The sequence below is a fragment of the Peribacillus phoenicis genome (genome assembly GCF_047238085.1).
GTDB lineage: Bacteria > Bacillota > Bacilli > Bacillales > DSM-1321 > Peribacillus.
In genome coordinates this window covers 2,898,876-2,916,582 of sequence record NZ_JBDFMF010000001.1, presented here as the reverse complement: position 1 = coordinate 2,916,582, position 17,707 = coordinate 2,898,876, and the positions used below count along the sequence as shown (strand labels likewise).

General features: G+C 41.6%; 16 protein-coding genes. 14 read left to right on the top strand and 2 right to left on the bottom strand.

Features of this window, described 5'->3' with window-relative positions:
* The first annotated feature begins 26 nt into the window (after positions 1-26).
* From ABC374_RS14260 to ABC374_RS14245, 4 genes are all read left to right on the top strand, one after another.
* Complete coding sequence (locus tag ABC374_RS14260; protein ID WP_413018498.1) at positions 27-2,201, top strand: DNA topoisomerase III; 2,175 nt, start codon at positions 27-29, stop codon at positions 2,199-2,201.
* Between the two features lie 100 nt (positions 2,202-2,301).
* Positions 2,302-2,730: a transcriptional regulator MntR gene (mntR, locus tag ABC374_RS14255; RefSeq protein ID WP_063234342.1), complete on the top strand. Its 429-nt coding sequence runs from the start codon at positions 2,302-2,304 to the stop codon at positions 2,728-2,730.
* 174 nt (positions 2,731-2,904) lie between these two features.
* On the top strand, positions 2,905-3,600 hold the full coding sequence (locus tag ABC374_RS14250) for a class I SAM-dependent methyltransferase (RefSeq protein ID WP_413018496.1): 696 nt from the start codon (positions 2,905-2,907) through the stop codon (positions 3,598-3,600).
* Entirely contained in the window at positions 3,600-4,295 is a 696-nt protein-coding gene (locus tag ABC374_RS14245) for an AIM24 family protein (protein WP_350299181.1), read from the top strand. The genes ABC374_RS14250 and ABC374_RS14245 overlap by 1 nt, the downstream gene beginning before the upstream one ends.
* A gap of 107 nt (positions 4,296-4,402) precedes the next feature.
* Here the strand turns inward: ABC374_RS14245 and metA are convergent, their stop codons facing one another.
* Positions 4,403-5,311 (bottom strand): homoserine O-acetyltransferase MetA, encoded by a 909-nt coding sequence (metA, locus tag ABC374_RS14240; protein ID WP_137017655.1) that lies wholly within the window; start codon positions 5,309-5,311, stop codon positions 4,403-4,405.
* Between the two features lie 168 nt (positions 5,312-5,479).
* Between metA and ABC374_RS14235 the strand changes: the two genes are divergently transcribed.
* The 9 genes from ABC374_RS14235 to ABC374_RS14195 all read left to right on the top strand — a co-directional run bounded on the left by ABC374_RS14235 (position 5,480) and on the right by ABC374_RS14195 (position 14,822).
* Positions 5,480-6,013: a hypothetical protein gene (locus tag ABC374_RS14235; RefSeq protein WP_350299180.1), complete on the top strand. Its 534-nt coding sequence runs from the start codon at positions 5,480-5,482 to the stop codon at positions 6,011-6,013.
* Positions 6,014-6,091: 78 nt separating this feature from the next.
* Positions 6,092-6,568 (top strand): glutathione peroxidase, encoded by a 477-nt coding sequence (locus tag ABC374_RS14230; RefSeq protein ID WP_350299179.1) that lies wholly within the window; start codon positions 6,092-6,094, stop codon positions 6,566-6,568.
* 139 nt (positions 6,569-6,707) lie between these two features.
* Positions 6,708-7,553 (top strand): DegV family protein, encoded by an 846-nt coding sequence (locus ABC374_RS14225; protein ID WP_350299178.1) that lies wholly within the window; start codon positions 6,708-6,710, stop codon positions 7,551-7,553.
* Positions 7,554-7,606: 53 nt separating this feature from the next.
* Positions 7,607-8,251 carry an HD domain-containing protein gene (locus ABC374_RS14220; protein ID WP_413018492.1) on the top strand — a complete coding sequence of 215 codons (645 nt, stop codon included), beginning with the start codon at positions 7,607-7,609 and terminating at the stop codon, positions 8,249-8,251.
* Positions 8,248-10,125 carry an ABC-F family ATP-binding cassette domain-containing protein gene (locus ABC374_RS14215; protein WP_350299176.1) on the top strand — a complete coding sequence of 626 codons (1,878 nt, stop codon included), beginning with the start codon at positions 8,248-8,250 and terminating at the stop codon, positions 10,123-10,125. Before ABC374_RS14220 ends, ABC374_RS14215 begins: the two co-directional genes overlap by 4 nt.
* Positions 10,126-10,255: 130 nt before the next feature.
* Positions 10,256-11,392, top strand: coding sequence for a conserved virulence factor C family protein (locus ABC374_RS14210; RefSeq protein ID WP_350299175.1), 1,137 nt, complete (start codon positions 10,256-10,258; stop codon positions 11,390-11,392).
* 303 nt (positions 11,393-11,695) lie between these two features.
* Positions 11,696-13,366 (top strand): dihydroxy-acid dehydratase, encoded by a 1,671-nt coding sequence (gene ilvD, locus ABC374_RS14205; RefSeq protein WP_034311212.1) that lies wholly within the window; start codon positions 11,696-11,698, stop codon positions 13,364-13,366.
* Positions 13,367-13,536: 170 nt separating this feature from the next.
* Positions 13,537-13,971 carry a BrxA/BrxB family bacilliredoxin gene (locus ABC374_RS14200; RefSeq protein WP_350299174.1) on the top strand — a complete coding sequence of 145 codons (435 nt, stop codon included), beginning with the start codon at positions 13,537-13,539 and terminating at the stop codon, positions 13,969-13,971.
* Positions 13,972-14,042: 71 nt separating this feature from the next.
* The gene (locus ABC374_RS14195; protein WP_413018489.1) at positions 14,043-14,822 is read left to right on the top strand and encodes a class I SAM-dependent methyltransferase; all 780 of its coding nucleotides are present in this window, start codon (positions 14,043-14,045) and stop codon (positions 14,820-14,822) included.
* Here ABC374_RS14195 and ggt read toward each other — a convergent pair whose 3' ends face one another.
* Positions 14,823-16,511: a gamma-glutamyltransferase gene (ggt, locus tag ABC374_RS14190; RefSeq protein ID WP_413018487.1), complete on the bottom strand. Its 1,689-nt coding sequence runs from the start codon at positions 16,509-16,511 to the stop codon at positions 14,823-14,825.
* Positions 16,512-16,958: 447 nt separating this feature from the next.
* Between ggt and ABC374_RS14185 the strand changes: the two genes are divergently transcribed.
* Positions 16,959-17,576 (top strand): YpjP family protein, encoded by a 618-nt coding sequence (locus ABC374_RS14185; RefSeq protein WP_413018485.1) that lies wholly within the window; start codon positions 16,959-16,961, stop codon positions 17,574-17,576.
* The last annotated feature ends 131 nt before the right edge of the window (positions 17,577-17,707 follow it).

Sequence of the window (17,707 nt, the reverse complement as noted above, 5' to 3'; positions counted from 1 at the left end):
TTGTAACGGATTAGGTGAAGATGATCATGAAGCTAATCATTGCGGAGAAACCAGATCAAGGTTCAACGCTAGCGGCTCAATTTAAAACGAAGAAACAGCAAGGCTATATAGAAATCATGCCGAATGAACTTTTTCCTGATGGAGCTTATGTAACATGGGCTGTCGGGCATTTATGTCAACTTGTTTCACCGGAAACCTATCATTCAAAATGGAAAAAATGGTCGATGGAAACGTTGCCGATGATTCCTGAGAAATTTCAATATGAAGTGACCCGACAAAAGGCAAAGCAATTCAATGTTGTGAAGATCTTGCTTAGGAAACCGGAAGTCGATGAAATCATTCATGCAGGTGATGCCGGGCGTGAAGGAGAATTGATTGTACGCAATATCGTCAATCTATGCAATGTCAATAAACCGATGAAACGTTTATGGATTTCCTCTTTGACCCCAAAAGCGATTTATGAGGGATTCCAAAATTTGAAGAGCGAGGAAAAAACCAGGCCGCTCTATTATGAAGCGTATACGAGAGCTTGTGCGGACTGGGTTGTGGGAATGAATGCGTCGAGAGCGTATAGCATTTTATTGAAACAAAGGGGCGTTTCGGATGTGTTTTCAGCTGGTAGGGTTCAGACACCGACTCTTGCTTTGATAGTGAAGCGGGAAATGGAAATTGAGCAATTCAAGTCTGAACCGTTCTGGGAAGTGTTCGCTGACTTCAAGATGGATGGAAAGAAATATCAGGGGAAATGGCAGCAGAACAATGATCCGAGAATAAAGACAAAAGAAATGGCTGATAAAATTGCCGCCTTTTGCAAGGGTAAGGAAGCTGAAATAGCTGAAATGGATACTGAAAGGAAAGAATTTCAGCCGCCTTTGTTATTTAATCTATCGTCATTGCAAGCGACAGTAAACAAGATTTATAAATATTCACCGAAACAGACGCTTGATATAGTACAAAGTTTATATCAAAAAGGGATCGTTTCTTATCCACGTTCAGACTCCAATTATGTGACGGAGGGGGAAGCCGAAACATTTCCTGATATTTTGCAAAAACTAAGCGGATTTTCAGAATATGAATCCCTGTTTCCTTTGCCACAACCGAACATCATGAATAATAAACGGTTTGTAAATGAAAAAAAAGTGACTGATCACTATGCAATTATCCCGACGGAGCAGGTAACCGACCCGAAGCGGCTTTCCGCCGAAGAACGGAATATTTATGACTTGGTGGTGCGCCGGTTGATTGCGGCCCATTATGAGAAAGCCATTTTCGATTACACCACCATTAAAACGCTTGTCGATAAGCGGGCCGAATTCATTTCTAAAGGCAAGCAGCAGATCCAAGAGGGATGGCGCAAAGTGATATTCCAAAATGACAAGGATGATGATGATATCATTTTGCCTTCCGTTACCAAAGGAGATACTGGAAAGGTCGCCAATATAAAGGTGAAAGAAGGAAAAACCCAGCCTCCTAAGCGCTATACAGAAGGTCAGCTAATCACTTTGATGAAAACAGCCGGAAAGCATCTGGATAATGAAGAGTTAGAAAAAGTGCTGATGAAAACCGAGGGTCTCGGAACCGAAGCAACTCGGGCTGGCATCATTACCATGCTCAAAGACCGTAAATACATCAATGTCAAAAAAAATCAGGTTTTTGCGACAGATAAAGGGAAAGTGCTGATTACTGCCATCGGGGAGAAGATCCTGGCTTCACCTGAAATGACAGCCAAATGGGAACAGCGTTTGAGGGAAATCGGTGAAGGAAAGGCTTCAGCTGGCGGCTTTATGGAAGCTGTTAAAAAGATGTCAGCAAAAATCATCAGTGATGCCGTGGAATCATCGGAAAGCTGGGATTTTCAAGGGCTGGACACCGAGTCGATTCAAAGGAGCGGCCCTAAAAAGAGAAGCTCGGCATCTGTGGGCAGCTGTAAACTATGCGGTTCTAAGATTGTCGATAAAGGGGAATTCTATGGATGTGTAAGTTATCAAAAAACAAAGTGTAACTTCACTATCTCCAAAAAAATCCTTAATAAGAAAATCAGTCAAGCTAATATAAAAAAGCTGTTGGCGAGCGGTGAAACGGATTTGATAAGCGGTTTTAAAAAAGGGGAAAAGACCTTTGATGCCATTTTATCGTGGTCCGATTCTGAAAAGAAGATCAGTTTTACATTCCCAACAGAACAAAACGTCAAGCAATCTTGAAGAAACATCATTAAAGGCGCCCTGAGACTTATATCTTCTTGTTTCGGGGCCGTTTATATAGTAAAATTTTTAGATATGCGTTTGAATGGGAGGATTCCGAATGCCTACACCGAGCATGGAGGATTACATAGAACAAATTTATTTACTTATTGAAGAAAAAGGATATGCAAGAGTTTCCGATATTGCCGAAAATCTTTCCGTCCACCCATCTTCTGTTACAAAAATGGTTCAAAAACTGGATCAGGAAAAATATTTGATATATGAAAAGTACCGGGGTCTCGTTTTAACTGCAAATGGGAAAAAGGTTGGTAAAAGGCTCGTATACCGTCATGAACTTTTAGAACAGATGTTAAGGTTGATTGGGGTCAAGGAAGAAAATATTTATCATGATGTAGAGGGGATTGAACACCACCTTAGTTGGAATGCCATCGATAGGATTGGAGACCTGGTTGAATTCTTTGAAGAATCTCCTGACCGTGTCGAGGATTTACGAAAGATACAAAAAAGAAATGAAGAAAATTCAAAATAAGCTGCCGCTGGCAGTTTTTTTTATGTATTTGAAAATCACTAGGGGGAGACGTTTTAAAAGAGGATTTTTGAATTAAGAGCAGAATAGCTATAGGAAGCCCCGGTATTTTGATTCGGGAAAATTTTTTTCAGGAACTTATTTAGTTAGAGGTTAAATGGGAGGATGAATGTTGAGATGAATTTACATACATGGCATGAAGAGTCGAAAAAGGAATGGGATGTTTTTGCACCTATGTGGGTGAAGAATTCGCAAGAAATGTGGGAATCGGGGAGCCGGAAAAACATTATTCCTTTCTTTTCTGAATTTGTACCTTCGGGAGTGAAGGTGGCTGACATAGGCTGTGGAGATGGAGTTGGTTCCTTAAAATTGGCCGAAGCGGGATATGAAGTAACCGGAGTTGATTTATCCAATGTGATGATTGAATATGCAAAGGGAAAAACCGCTCAACAAACAGGACTTTCTTTCCTGCAAGGAGATTTTTATAACCTTCCATTCAAAGATGAAGAAATGGATGCGGCAATGGTCATTAATTCTTTGGAATATACGGGTGAACCATTAACGGTGATGAAGGAAATCCAACGGGTATTAAAGCCTGGAGGTTATGTCTGTTTTGGAATACTTGGTCCAACAGCTGAACCACGAAAAAAATTCAGTTTTCAACGGTTATTAGGAGACCAAGTCATCATGAATACAATGCAGCCTTGGGAATTTGAAAAAATGGCTTTAGAAACGGGGTGGAAGGCAGTAGCTGATACCGGGGTTGCAAAGAGAGGGGTGGACTTTACAAAGCTGGGACATTTTTCAAAGGAATTAAAGCAAGCTGTATCGTTCATGTGGCTGTTCCTCCTGCAAAAAGAGGTGGGGCAGTGATGGAGAAGTATCAAATCGATCAATTCGTTGAAAAGACGAAGCAGCAGGATAAAGGGCAAGGATTATTCGAACTTGAAACGGAACGAATCCTGGAGATTAATTTGGAAAAGCAGATCTGGGCAAAAATGGGGACGATGGTTTCTTATCGCGGCCATATTAAATTCGAGCGGGAAGGCATCTTGGAGCATGGTCTTGGTAAACTCTTTAAAAAAGCCTTAACTGGTGAGGGTGCATCATTGATGAAAGCGACCGGAAGCGGCAAGCTATACGTCGCGGATCAAGGGAAGAAGATTTCTATTTTACAGTTAAATGGTGAATCGATCTGTGTTAACGGAAATGACTTACTTGCATTTGAGCCGGGAATTTCATGGGATATAAAAATGATGCGGCGCATTGCCGGGTTATTGGCAGGGGGATTGTTCAACGTAAGGCTCGAGGGGAGAGGCATGGTCGCATTCACTTCTCATTATGAGCCGCTTACTTTAATGGTGGAACCTGGGAATCCGGTCTATACGGACCCGAATGCCACAGTAGCTTGGTCAGGGGAATTGCAGCCTGAATTCGTAACGGATGTCTCATTGAAGTCGTTCTTTGGAAGGGGAAGCGGCGAATCCGTTCAAATGAAATTCGAAGGTCAAGGATTTGTGGTCGTCCAACCTTTTGAAGAGGTGTACTTCGGTAATAAAGAATCATGAAACAAACAACCTGAGTCAGTAACTCAGGTTGTTTCCAATGATAATCCGAAGTGGCTTCTCAAGAAAACGATTCACTTAAGAGTGAAAGCTTCTTTTTTCTTACCCTTTCAATCCCACTCATAAGGGGTTGATTGGTAGACATAATAGTTCAGCCAATTCGAGAACATCAAGCTGCAATGGCTCTTCCAGCGGTGAAGAGGCACCTTGGTCGGATCGTTATCAGGAAAGTAATTTTCAGGGAGCTGCGTATTGATTCCACGCTCCCTATCGCGCTTGTATTCTTCACCGAGGGTATCGGCATCATACTCAAAATGGCCGGTTACCATAATTCTTTTTCCATCTACTGAAGCAGCGATCAATACACCAGCTTGATCGGACTGTGCGAGAACCTTCAGTTCGGGATGGTTAACTAGCTTTTGATAGTCAATATCCGTATGGCGAGAATGAGGGGCCATAAAATAATCATCGAATCCGCGGACTAGATTTTCATTCGGTTCAAGGACCTCATGGGTGTATATCCCGAAGCATTTCTCTGGAAGTTCATATTTGCCTATTCCATAATGATGGTACAGGGCAGCTTGTGCCCCCCAACAGATATGTAGGGTGGATGTGACATTTTCGCTTGACCAGTTCATGATATTCTGCAGCTCTTCCCAATAATTGACGTCTGAAAATTCCAGCTTTTCTACTGGAGCGCCTGTAATGATCAAGCCGTCATATTTCTTCGTGCGAATTTCATTAAATGATTTGTAAAATTGATCTAAATGAAATTTACTTGTGTTTTTTGATTCATGTGTGCTCAAGCGCAGGAATGATATATTTACTTGAATGGGAGTATTGCCAAGAAAGCGCAGTAACTGGGCCTCCGTTTTTTCTTTCTCTGGCATTAGGTTTAAAATTAATATATTCAATGGACGGATTTCCTGATTGGTAGCTCTTTCCTCATCCATAACGAAGATATTTTCCTGTTCTAAAATTTCCCTTGCTGGCAGTTGTTCCGGAATTCTGATTGGCATGATTAGCCTCCTTCTTCAAAAATCATAATATTTTAATTATATAGAAAATTATTGAATAGAAAAGCTATTTTAATAATTTCTTGTAAATCCCGAAGGAAATGGCCCGGGAATGGTAAAATGGGAAGATCATGAATACATAAACTTATAAGTTGGAGAGGTGTTTGGAGATTGTTTGATCCTACAGCATTTGAGAACATGAAGGTGGTATTGGAAGGAGCGGTTTACGATCGTGACTTCATTGGAGATATATTGGTCATAAACCGTGATGATATAGTGAATCTCTCAACCATGTCCAGATCATATAAGATTGAGATGGAATTGAAAAAAACAATCGCGCCTATTTCGATTAGCGGTGCCATCGAGTTACACGCTTCACTCAAGAACCTAAGTTCGGAATTACTCGATGCCGATATTGATGATGCGCATACGGGCTGCACGGTCAATATTTACATTTCTTTTCCAAAAAAGCTTGATGGAGTGAATGCAGAACAATTGTTGAACGACCTGGAAAAAATTTGGGGAGATCAAAGAATCATTACCGTGACGACCAACGATACGGTCAGTAAAAAAATGCAGCCAGTTACTTCATCTATATGTAAAGTATCATTTGGAAGGCTTGTAAAAGAAGAGCAAATGGATGATTTGGAAGACATGGTAGAGTATTTGATTCAATCCATCCAAGCAGTGAAGATTCCTGGATGATAGGCAAAGGATAAAAGTTGGTAAACGTACCTTTAAATACGGTAAAATGAATCATCATACTAAAGGGAGAGATCATATATGTCCATTTACGAATTTGAAGTCAATAAAATTAATGGCGAAACCATCTCGCTTGAGGAATATAGAGGGAAAGTGATGATCATAGTGAATACCGCAAGCAAATGCGGTTTTTCGCCACAGTATGATGATTTGCAAAGCCTGTATGTGCAATATAAAGAGGATGGGGTTGTCGTACTTGGTTTTCCGTGTAATCAGTTTTTGAATCAGGAGCCTGGTGATGATCTGGAAATCGATTCATACTGCAAATTGAATCATGGAGTAACATTCCCGATGTTTGCCAAAGTGAATGTTAATGGAAAGGAAGCCCATCCCTTATTCAGCTATTTGACTGAAAATGCTCCTGGAGTGATGGGGTCCAAATCAATAAAATGGAATTTTACAAAGTTCTTGATTGACCGAGATGGAAATATCGTCAGCCGGTATGCGCCTAAAACAAAACCTCTGGAAATGGAAGAGGATATAAAAAAATTATTATGAGAAATGATATCGAGTCCAACGGAAGCTTCTGTTGGGCTCTTTTTTAAGGTAAGAAATTTAATGCATGCATCCGTTTTTTTGAGGGGACAGATGGTTGGGATGTTGAATATAATAAAAGACACAAATGAGGGGGGAAAACATGGAACGAATTGCATGGGTAACAGACAGTACGGGAACTTTAGACGAAGAATTATCATTGAATGAACATGTATACGTCGTTCCGATGGTCGTCATCATCGATGGGAAGGAATACGAAGATGGCATCGACCTATTACCTGAGGAATTATACCGGCGGATGAGTGAGGAAAAAATCACCGCCACTACGTCACAGCCGTCGGTCGGCAAATTCCAAGAGTTATATAAGGAGCTTGAAAAACGCTATGATCGAATCATAGCCGTACACCTTTCAAGCGAATTGAGCGGCACCGTTTCCGCGAGCAGGCAAGCGGCACAAATGGTTACGATTCCCGTTGACGTTTTTGATACTTTACTTATTTCCTTTCCGATGCTATTAATCTTGAAACGGCTCATGCATCATATGGATAATGGCGATTCCGTCAATGAGGCTTTCGTCAAAACGAGAATGTATGCGGATAACCATGAAACCTATGTATTAATAGGTTCTTTAGATCAGCTGCACCGCAGCGGCAGATTAACAAACGCCCAGTATATTCTAGGTAGCCTATTGAGCTTTAAACCTATCATTTCAATCGAAAACGGTTTGCTTCATACTAAATCCAAACCCCGGAACCTTAAAAAAGCGGAAAAACAGATCTTCACTGATTTTCGAAGATCAGTCGAAGCGGGCAAAGTAAAAGAATGCACCATATTATATGGTGCAGTGTCGGAGCAGACACATAGATGGAAAAAGATGATTTCCGAAGAATTTCCTCATGTGTTGACCCATGTATCCCCACTGGGCAGTGCCATCGGGGTGCATACCGGCGAACAGACGATTGGACTCAGTTGGTTCAATGAAGATTAAAGCACACCATAATTGAGAACCATGGTAAAATAGAAAGGACATGGAGTGGTGAAATGAAACAAACGATGATTGACTTAACGGAGAAGTATGTATATGACCAATTGAATTCTGATGCCAGCGGCCATGATTGGTTTCATATCGATCGGGTTCGTAAGCTGGCTTTACATATTGCAAAAGAAGAACTAAAAGGAAATGAGTTCATTATTGAAATGGCAGCTCTGCTTCATGATATCCCGGATGATAAACTAAACCAGGAAGCCGATGCAGGCTGGAAAAAGCTTGATGCTTGGTTTGATGAAATAAATTTGGATATTGATAGTGTGGATGCCATCAAACAGATCATCAATACAATTTCATATAGTGCAGGGCAGTCGAAGCTTCCCTCGATCGAGGCTGAAATTGTTCAGGATGCGGACCGCTTGGATGCAATTGGTGCCATTGGTATAGCCAGGACATTTGCATTTGGCGGAAAAAAGGGACAACTTATGTATGATCCTTCATTGCCCATAAGGGAAAACATGACCAAGAAGGAATACAGGGATGGCAAAAGCTCTTCCATTCATCACTTTCATGAAAAGTTATTGCGTTTGCAAGATATGCTCAATACTTGTACAGCCAAGAAGATTGCAAGTGAAAGGCATGAATATATGATTGGATTTTTAGAGGAATTTAATAAGGAATGGGATGTACGATTATGAAAGTTTTTAGCATGGAACATGTAATGAAAACCCAAGGGGAAAAGCTGCTTTTTAAAGATGTCTCTTTTTCCATTACCGAAGGGGAGAAAATCGGGATCGTTGGAATAAACGGCACCGGTAAATCGACATTATTGAATATTATCGCAGGGTTGGAAGACAGTGATTTAGGAACGAAGGATCACCCGAATGATTACACGATTTCCTATCTATCCCAAGACCCGCATTTTGATGAGAAATTGACGATCATGGAATATATGTATGAAAGTTCAACTCCTGTATTTTCGTTGATTAAAGAATATGAAAAGACGCTCGTTCAACTCCAGGTAGATCCGCAGAATGGCGCAGTACAGGACCGTTTGTTAAAACAACAGCAGGATATGGACACGCTTGGCGCCTGGGATACAAGTGCCAATGCCAGAACGATTTTGACCAAGCTTGGTCTTCCTGATCACTCAAGGAAATTGGGTGAACTGTCAGGCGGCCAAAAAAAACGTGCGGCCCTGGCAAAAACCTTGATTGAGACCCCTGATTTACTGATTTTGGATGAGCCTACAAACCATCTCGATTTCGAAAGCATCACTTGGCTTGAAGAATATTTGGGGAAATATCAAAAGTCCGTTTTATTTGTAACCCATGATCGATATTTCCTTGATCGTGTGTCCAATAAGATTTGGGAAATTGCCCAAACTCAGCTTTTCGAATACAAAGGAAACTATGCGGATTATTTAGAATCAAAGGCCATTCGTGAAGAGAACGAGTCAGCTGAAAGAACGAAAAAGGAAAGTCTATTCAAAAAAGAACTGGCTTGGATCCGTAAAGGAGCCAAGGCCCGTACAACGAAACAAAAGGCCAGGATCCAACGCTTCGAAACATTGGAATCAGGTGTAAAGGATAAGCAGAAAACCGAGAACCTGGAAATGGAATTAAGCGGTGCCCGTCTAGGGAAAAAGGTGCTTGAGATGCAGGATGTTTCTAAATCCTTCGGTGATCGAACCATCATCAACCATTTCTCCTTCCTCTTCAAACCTGGTGATCGGATTGGGATCGTCGGTAATAATGGCAGTGGAAAGTCAACCTTGTTAAATATCCTGGCCGGACGGGAATCCATAGATGAAGGTAACCTGGAAAAAGGTCAAACCGTGAAAATAGGCTACTATACGCAAGAAAGCGTCGATATGGATGAGAATTTGCGCATGATAGAGTATATTCGTGAAACGGCGGATTCCATCGCCCTTAAAGATGGCAGTTTCATATCGGCTGCGCAGATGCTTGAAAGGTTCTTGTTTCCTATGGGATCGCATGGAACGCCAATCCGCAAGCTGTCCGGTGGGGAGAAAAGGCGATTATATCTCCTTAACATATTGATGTCGGCACCTAATGTCCTGCTTTTGGATGAACCGACGAATGATTTGGACACGCAAACCTTGACCGTTCTGGAGGATTATTTAGAAACGTTTTCAGGTGTGGTCATTACCGTATCACATGATAGGTATTTCCTGGATAAGACGTGCCATCAGCTTCTTGTTTTCAAGAATAAAGGTGAAATTGATTTCTATTACGGCAATTATTCAGAGTTCTTGGAAGAAAAGACGGAAGAGGCCGTGCCGGTAAAAGCACCGGAACCTCAGATGAACCGGACCGAAAAGAAAAAGAAAAAACTGACCTATGCGGAAAGTAAGGAATGGGAAGGAATCGAAGGGAACATGGAAAGGGCCGAGCTGCGCCTGAAAGACATAACATCAGAAATGTCAGCGGCGGGAAGCGATTTTGAAAAAGTCCGCCTGCTGCTCGAAGAAGAAAAGGAACTAACGGATAAATTAGAGCATTTGATGGAAAGATGGACGTATTTAGCGGAAAAATTGGAAGAGGAATGAGTGTGGAGACTGGTCCAAGGGAGCAAACTTGGATCGGTCTTTTTTTTGCCAATCTCAATTGCATGAGAATCTGTTGCCGATGTGATAATATCTAGTACATGGAAACGTCTTGTAAAAGGAGAGAAATGCATTGAAAATTAAGTCGATAGAACCTACACCAAGTCCGAATACAATGAAAATCAATTTAACTGAAGAGCTATTAGCTGGTAAAAGCAATAATTATAAGAAAGATCAAGCTGATCAGGCACCCCAGCTGATCAAAGATTTATTTACGATCGAGGGAGTGAAAGGGGTATATCATGTTGCGGATTTCTTAGCCGTTGAGCGGAATGCGAAATATGATTGGAAAGATATCTTGGTCCAAATCCGTCAGGTTTTCGGGGAAAAAACCGAAGAACAAAATCAACAAACAACATTAAATGAACATTACGGAGAAGTAACTGTTGCCATTCAACAATTCAAGGGCATTCCGATGCAAATTAAAGCTAGTGATAGCTTACACGAAAAACGTTTTGCCTTACCGGAATATTTCATAAAGGGCATTGCAGCTGCCCAAAAAGAAGATGACAATGTAGTCCTGCTTCGAAAATGGAAGGATTATGGCGTAAGATATGGTGATATGGAAGATATCGTGAAGGAAGTATCGGACGAGCTGATTGCAGCTTATCCGGAAGAACGAATTAATCGGCTAGTAGCCGCTGCAAATGAAATGGTGGATACGAAGGAAGCATTTCTGAAACGGCCAAAAATTAAACTTACTGCAGAAATGCTGAATGACGAAAGCTGGGAAAAGCGTTATCAGGCTTTAGAACAAATGGAAGATCCAACGGTTGATGATATACCCGTATTGGACATGGCACTCTCCGACAGTAAGGTCTCCATTCGAAGGCTCGCGGTCGTATACTTGGGTATGATCGAGGATAGAAAAGTGCTCCCGAGCTTGTATAAAGCAATGAAAGATAAAAGTGCGGCCGTAAGACGAACGGCTGGTGATTGTTTATCAGATCTTGGCTTTGAAGAAGCGATGGGAGAAATGGCTCAATCACTTTCGGATAAAAATAAATTGGTTAGATGGCGGGCGGCGATGTTTTTATACGAAGTGGGAAATGAAACGACCCTCCCTTATCTTAAACAAGCGGAACAGGATCCTGAATTCGAAGTGGCCCTTCAGGTCAAGATGGCCATTGACCGTATAGAAAATGGGGAAGAAGCTAAAGGTTCGGTTTGGAAGCAAATGACAGAATCAAGGCAAGCGAATGACAAGTGATTTGGAATAACCCAGGCAAAAGGCATGCGGATGATTTAATCCGCATGCCTTTTTATTTTTGCGGGACATTTCCAGTCGTTTGACATAAGTTCCCCTCAGGGCGAATCCCAAAATATTAGTTTCTAATGATATAAAATTGATCTCTATTATTTTAGTAAAATGATTTTTGTAGATATTTAGTGTTGAATGGTTGCATTTGTATATAAATATGTTAGAATTTTTAGAGTATACTAAAAATTATATTATTCTGAATCATTAAACATTTAGTGGAAATTGGGGGTACAACAAATGTCTACATCAAATATGAGAAGTGACATGATTACAAAAGGGGTCGATCGAGCTCCACATAGAAGTCTGCTGCGGGCAGCAGGGGTTAAAGAAGAAGATTTCGGTAAACCGTTCATCGCGGTTTGTAATTCATACATCGATATCGTTCCAGGTCATGTCCACCTTCAGGAATTCGGAAAAATAGTGAAGGAAGCGATTCGCGAAGCGGGCGGTGTTCCTTTCGAATTTAATACGATCGGGGTAGACGATGGAATTGCAATGGGTCATATTGGTATGCGCTATTCCTTACCAAGCCGTGAAATCATCGCAGATTCCGTGGAAACTGTTGTATCGGCACATTGGTTTGACGGTATGGTGTGCATTCCAAACTGTGACAAGATAACGCCGGGAATGATGATGGGAGCACTTCGTGTCAATATTCCTACAATATTCGTAAGCGGCGGACCCATGAAAGCAGGTAAAGATAAAAATGGTAAATCTCTTTCATTAACATCCGTTTTTGAAGGGGTGGGTGCTTATCAAGCAGGTAATATCAATGAAGAGGATTTGCAGGAAATCGAGCAGGTTGCATGCCCTACTTGCGGTTCTTGTTCAGGAATGTTCACTGCAAACTCCATGAACTGCCTGGCTGAAGGATTGGGACTTGCGCTTCCGGGAAATGGAACGATTCTGGCGGTAGCCGAAGAACGTAAGGAATTCGTTAAGAAATCCGCTAAACAGTTGATGGAGATAATCAAACAGGATATCAAGCCTCGTGATATCGTAACGATTGATGCAATTGATAACGCATTTGCATTGGATATGGCGATGGGCGGTTCGACCAACACCGTTCTTCATACACTTGCATTGGCACATGAAGCAGGTTTTGAATATCCGATGGAACGCATAAATGAAATAGCTAACCGCGTACCGCATCTAGCGAAAATCGCACCGGCATCCGATTATCATATCGAAGATGTACATAATGCCGGTGGTGTAAGTGCCGTCATTAATGAGTTACTCAAAAAACCAGGTGCCTTTAATGGAGATTGCCTTTCTGTATCAGGTAAAACGCTCCGCGAAAATGTTGCAGGTTGTGAAATATTGGACAAGGATGTAATCCATCCATTGGATAATCCGCATTCTGAGCGTGGCGGGCTTGCGGTATTGTTCGGTAACCTTGCTCCCCAAGGCTCCATCGTAAAAGTGGGCGCCGTTGACGCATCAGTTGGTGGCTACCACAGGGGTCCTGCCATTTGTTTCGATTCCCAGGAAGATGCACTTTCCGGGATCATTACCGGAAAGGTTAAGGAAGGGGATGTAGTGGTCATTCGTTACGAAGGGCCTAAAGGTGGGCCGGGTATGCCGGAAATGTTGGCACCAACTTCCCAAATCGTCGGGAGGGGACTTGGAGCGAAAGTCGGTTTGATCACTGATGGCCGCTTTTCAGGCGCATCTCGAGGCATCAGCATTGGTCATATATCCCCTGAAGCAGCTGAGGGAGGCCCGATTGCCTTTGTTGAAGATGGTGATATCATCGAATTGGATTTGAATAATCGCAAAATCCAATTGGAAATTTCCGATGAAGAATTCGAAAAACGCAAAGCGAATTGGAAGGGCTTCGAGTCAAAAGTCAGGACAGGCTATTTAGCACGTTATTCCAAACTTGTAACGAATGCCAGCTCAGGCGGAGTGATGAAAGTTTAAGTTAAAAGGAAGACTAAAACATGGTGGCAGAATGAAAGTGGATTCTGTCACCATGTTTCTTTGTGAGGAACAATGATTTCACAACTCTTTAAGCGTCTTTTTTGCATATGCACTTAACAATATAGTATGATTACTCTAATTGAAGAAATGTAACCAAGGGGGTTTTTTTTATGTCGATGGCATATGATGAATATATGAAACAAATGGTGAAACCAATGCGTGCGGAACTGGTGCAAGCAGGTTTTGATGAGTTGGAATCCGCTGAAGCGGTTGAAAGTTTTATGGAATCGGTAGAAGGTACGACACTAGTGGTCGTGAATTCCGTTTGCGGCTGTGCTGCCGGGTTAGCCCGTCCAGCTGCTACTCAAGCCGTACTGCAAGCAGACAATAAGCCAGATCATTTAGTAACTGTATTTGCCGGCCAAGATAAGGAAGCGACTGCTAAAATGCGGGAATACTTCGATGGAATAGAACCTTCTTCACCATCAATGGCTCTTTTAAAGGGCAACGAGGTCGTACATTTCATTCCACGCCATGATATAGAAGGACAGCCAATGGAAGCTATCATGGAAAATTTATTGGCAGCGTTCAATCAAGTAAAATAAGTGATAAAGCGGAATGTCCTGGAAACAGGGCATTCTTTTCAAATTTAAGAGAGTATGAAGGGGTAGGATTCATGTTTGTCACTACAGTAGGAAGAGCCGATAAAGAAACGATGATATTAGCAAAAGGGTTAGCTGAAGAATTACATATCCCCTTTATAGCCCGAAGAAAACGATCGGTGAGAGATATCCAAGCGGAACAGGGTGAAGATGATTGCCTTGTTTTTGGTAAAAAGCGGATGGAGTTATATCGATACCAGGAAAAAGAACCATTCTTTTTCCACCCGAACCTAGCGATGATCCGTATAAAAAGAATAATGCGCGGAGAGAGTGATCCATTTCTCATTGCCGGAGATATAAATGAAGGGAACTCTGTGCTTGATTGTACCTTGGGTTTGGGCTCTGATGCGATTGTCGCAAGTTTCAAAGTGGGTGAACATGGACAGGTTGTCGCACTGGAAGGAAATCAATATTTGGCCTTGCTCGTGGACCATGGGATGAAGACATGGGAGGATGCAGAAGAAACGATGATTTCTGCGATGAGAAGAATAGAGGTCATGCAAGGTGATCATTACGAAATTTTGAAAACATTGCCTGATAATCATTTTGATGTCGTATATTTCGATCCCATGTTTGAAGAAACGATTCAAGAATCGAATGGGATCAGGGGACTGACTCATTTTGCGGAAGGTAAGGATTTATCTGTGGAAATAATGAAAGAAGCCAAGCGGGTTGCGCGAAAGAGAGTCGTGTTGAAAGACCATTTTCGCAGCTCCCGCTTTGAGGAATTTGGATTTGACGTAATAAAGAGAAAAACATCCAAATTTCATTTTGGCTTCATTTCCATTCAGTGATCAGGATTTATAATCTGTTTCGTCCAGGCCCATGGCACAGCCTTCTCGGCTTGAATCGGCAGCACCATAGTTAGAGCCATCAGGGTTGATTTGAATCGCTTGGACATTCCCTATGGAGTGGGGAACTTCATTAAAGGCGAAGCCCATTGATTCCAAGTGGCCTTTGCTGGTCATATCAATTCCTGGTTCCCATTCAATATGAGGGCCCATTGGAGTGAAAATTCTAGGTTCTTCGATGGCTGCTTTCAAATCCATTTTCATATCGAGTACATTGATGATCGTTTGCACGACTGAACTGATGATGGTTGGTCCTCCAGGTGAACCCAGCGTCAAGATCGGCTCGCCGTCTTTAAAGATGATGGTCGGGCTTTTACAGCTGACTGGGCGTTTATTGGGCTGCACTTCATTCATGCCGCCTGGAATGGAATCAAAATCAGTCAGTTCGTTATTCAGCATGAAACCATAGTCGGAAACCATGATGCCTGAACCGAATGGATGTTCCACTGTAGACGTGCATGCTGCGATATTCCCCCATCTGTCACGGACGGTGAAGTGTGTGGTTTCACTGATATCCTCTTCATTAGGCTGAGAAATGACTTCCCTTTGCTTCACGGAATCATAAATCCAAGGGTTTCCGAAGTCAATGGCATTATTTCTTGTTTTGAAATTAATGAATGAACGGCGTTTAGCTATATACTCATCATGCATGAGACCCGCCAATGGCAATTCGGCAAATTCGGGATCAGCGAGAAATGCCTTTTTGTCTGTAAATGCCAGACGCATCGCTTCTGCAATTAAATAATATTTTTCCCAAGAACGGACGTCATATTGTTCTATATGGAAGCTCTCCAATATTTTCAGGATTTGGATGACCGTGAATCCGCCAGCACTTGGGGCATTTGATGACGCAATTAGATAATCCTTATAAGTCCCATACATTGGTTCATCGATTGTAGCTTTATAGTCCTTTAAATCAGAAAGCTCCATGAACCCTCCAAGCTCCTGAATACAGGAAATGATGCCTTCTCCGATTTCACCTTCATAAAAAGCGGAAATTCCTTCACGTTGTAAGATCCGATAGGTATTCGCCAGTTTTTCTTTTATTAGCAAATCGCCATCCTGATAGGGTTTTCCGTTTGGCATGAAGAACTTACGCGCTTCATCGCCCAATCGATATTCAAAATTTTTAAGAGCGTCGCAAAGAACCCAATTGACGGGAACTCCTTTTTCTGCAAATTCAATGGATGGCTCGATGAGGTCCGCTAATGGCTTACTGCCATTTTCAGCGAGTGCTTCATCCATAGCTTTCAGTATTCCGGGTATGCCTACCGCTGTGGCTTTGATTGATCTTTCTTTAAATGGGATGACTTCCCCTTTTTCATCAAGAAACATGTCTCGATGTGCGGCTTTAGGTGCTCTTACATGGCCATCGTATATTTTCGTTTCTTTATCTTTAGCGTTATATACCATTAGGAAACCACTTCCGCCGATACCGGTCATCATGGGTTCCACAATATTCAGGGCAAATTGGATGGCGACCGCCGCATCGACAGCATTTCCACCTTCACGTAATATTTTTTCCCCTATGGAGGTGGCTACCGGATGAGCTGTAACGACCATTCCGGCGTCACCTTTAGCTGTTTCCCTTTTGTAATCCTTATCTTTAATGATCTCATTGTTGTTTTCCAAAATAATTCCTCCATTATTCAGTCCTTTTATCTGCCAAAAGGTAAGGCTTATGTTTGAATGAAAAGAAAACCTTGTCATTGTAGGAGAATGACAAGGAGATTTTTCGTAGGTATTCATTTATTCTTAATCAGCAAATGATAAATATACGAAAAATGCTAATGTTACAAGACATAAAGCCACCATGGCAGTCGAAGCCATATAAGACCCCTCCTTAAAAAGACTTGAATCTAATTAAGTTCTCCAAAAATCGTCAAAATCCTTCATTTAAATGTAAATTTATTGATATTTAATAAAAAAGTACGGGTTCATTTCGAGTTCATAAACTTTATATAGGTATTTATCCTTTTTTTTGATTTTTAAAACATGGGTAACTATATATTCGTAATTACCAAAAAATAAAAGTATACTAAATATAAAGACAATACAAAAAAGGAGGGGGAGTGTGATTTGAAAGCGGCGGTTTGGTTCAGGAAAAGTCTCGTCATTTTAGTATCCGTTTTGACGTTTGGTCTTGTCACTCCTTCAGATCTGGCGTGGCTTGCGGAAGCCGATTCGTTAAAGGATACTAAAAAAGGGTTAGTGGAAGAAGAGGGATTATCCTATCTTCCTTCGCAAAATTCAACTGAACTGGAAGAGGAATTCAACCGGGAAGAATTTTTATCGGGCATAATGAATAAGGCAGAGGAAAACGCATTTGTGAAATTTGGCGATAAGATCAATCCTAAAATTGGTGATGAGTTCAAAATGGCCATATTACCAAAAATCGAAGAAGCCATTACCGAAATGGCAGCCCAATTTCCAGATGAAAAATTACAGCAATTAACCATCACTGAGCAGCCGAGTGCGGGCAGGGCCGAAAAAATCTTTCATATTTATGATTCAAACAGCGGCAAGGATATCATCAGATTCCATGTCAGGCAGGAAAATCCTCCACTGGAAGGGTATTGGTTCGATTTTCATTATCATACCCATCATGATTCATTTGCCACCCATTATAATATAGGGAAAATATATTGGGATAAAAATACGCCGCCAGAGTGGACGAGTAAACAAAGGATCTCATAGCGGTTGGTTTCGTTGATTTTATGTAAGTGTAAGAGTATGATGAAAATGAAATGAATTTCTAATAGCATCGAAATGATACGTTGTCATGCAACGTATTTATTTTGTGTTGAAATATAAGTAGAGTTTTTATA

Excerpts from the sequence above, each read along its gene's own strand:
- ABC374_RS14230 (WP_350299179.1), top strand. The coding sequence starts at position 6,092 with ATGTCCATTTACGAATTTGAAGTCAATAAAATTAATGGCGAAACCATC.
- ilvD (WP_034311212.1), top strand. The coding sequence starts at position 11,696 with ATGAGAAGTGACATGATTACAAAAGGGGTCGATCGAGCTCCACATAGA.
- metA (WP_137017655.1), bottom strand. The coding sequence starts at position 5,311 with ATGCCAATCAGAATTCCGGAACAACTGCCAGCAAGGGAAATTTTAGAA.
- ABC374_RS14200 (WP_350299174.1), top strand. The coding sequence starts at position 13,537 with ATGTCGATGGCATATGATGAATATATGAAACAAATGGTGAAACCAATG.
- ABC374_RS14195 (WP_413018489.1), top strand. The coding sequence starts at position 14,043 with ATGTTTGTCACTACAGTAGGAAGAGCCGATAAAGAAACGATGATATTA.
- mntR (WP_063234342.1), top strand. The coding sequence starts at position 2,302 with ATGCCTACACCGAGCATGGAGGATTACATAGAACAAATTTATTTACTT.
- ABC374_RS14250 (WP_413018496.1), top strand. The coding sequence starts at position 2,905 with ATGAATTTACATACATGGCATGAAGAGTCGAAAAAGGAATGGGATGTT.
- ABC374_RS14260 (WP_413018498.1), top strand. The coding sequence starts at position 27 with ATGAAGCTAATCATTGCGGAGAAACCAGATCAAGGTTCAACGCTAGCG.
- ABC374_RS14245 (WP_350299181.1), top strand. The coding sequence starts at position 3,600 with ATGGAGAAGTATCAAATCGATCAATTCGTTGAAAAGACGAAGCAGCAG.
- ABC374_RS14215 (WP_350299176.1), top strand. The coding sequence starts at position 8,248 with ATGAAAGTTTTTAGCATGGAACATGTAATGAAAACCCAAGGGGAAAAG.
- ABC374_RS14225 (WP_350299178.1), top strand. The coding sequence starts at position 6,708 with ATGGAACGAATTGCATGGGTAACAGACAGTACGGGAACTTTAGACGAA.
- ABC374_RS14220 (WP_413018492.1), top strand. The coding sequence starts at position 7,607 with ATGAAACAAACGATGATTGACTTAACGGAGAAGTATGTATATGACCAA.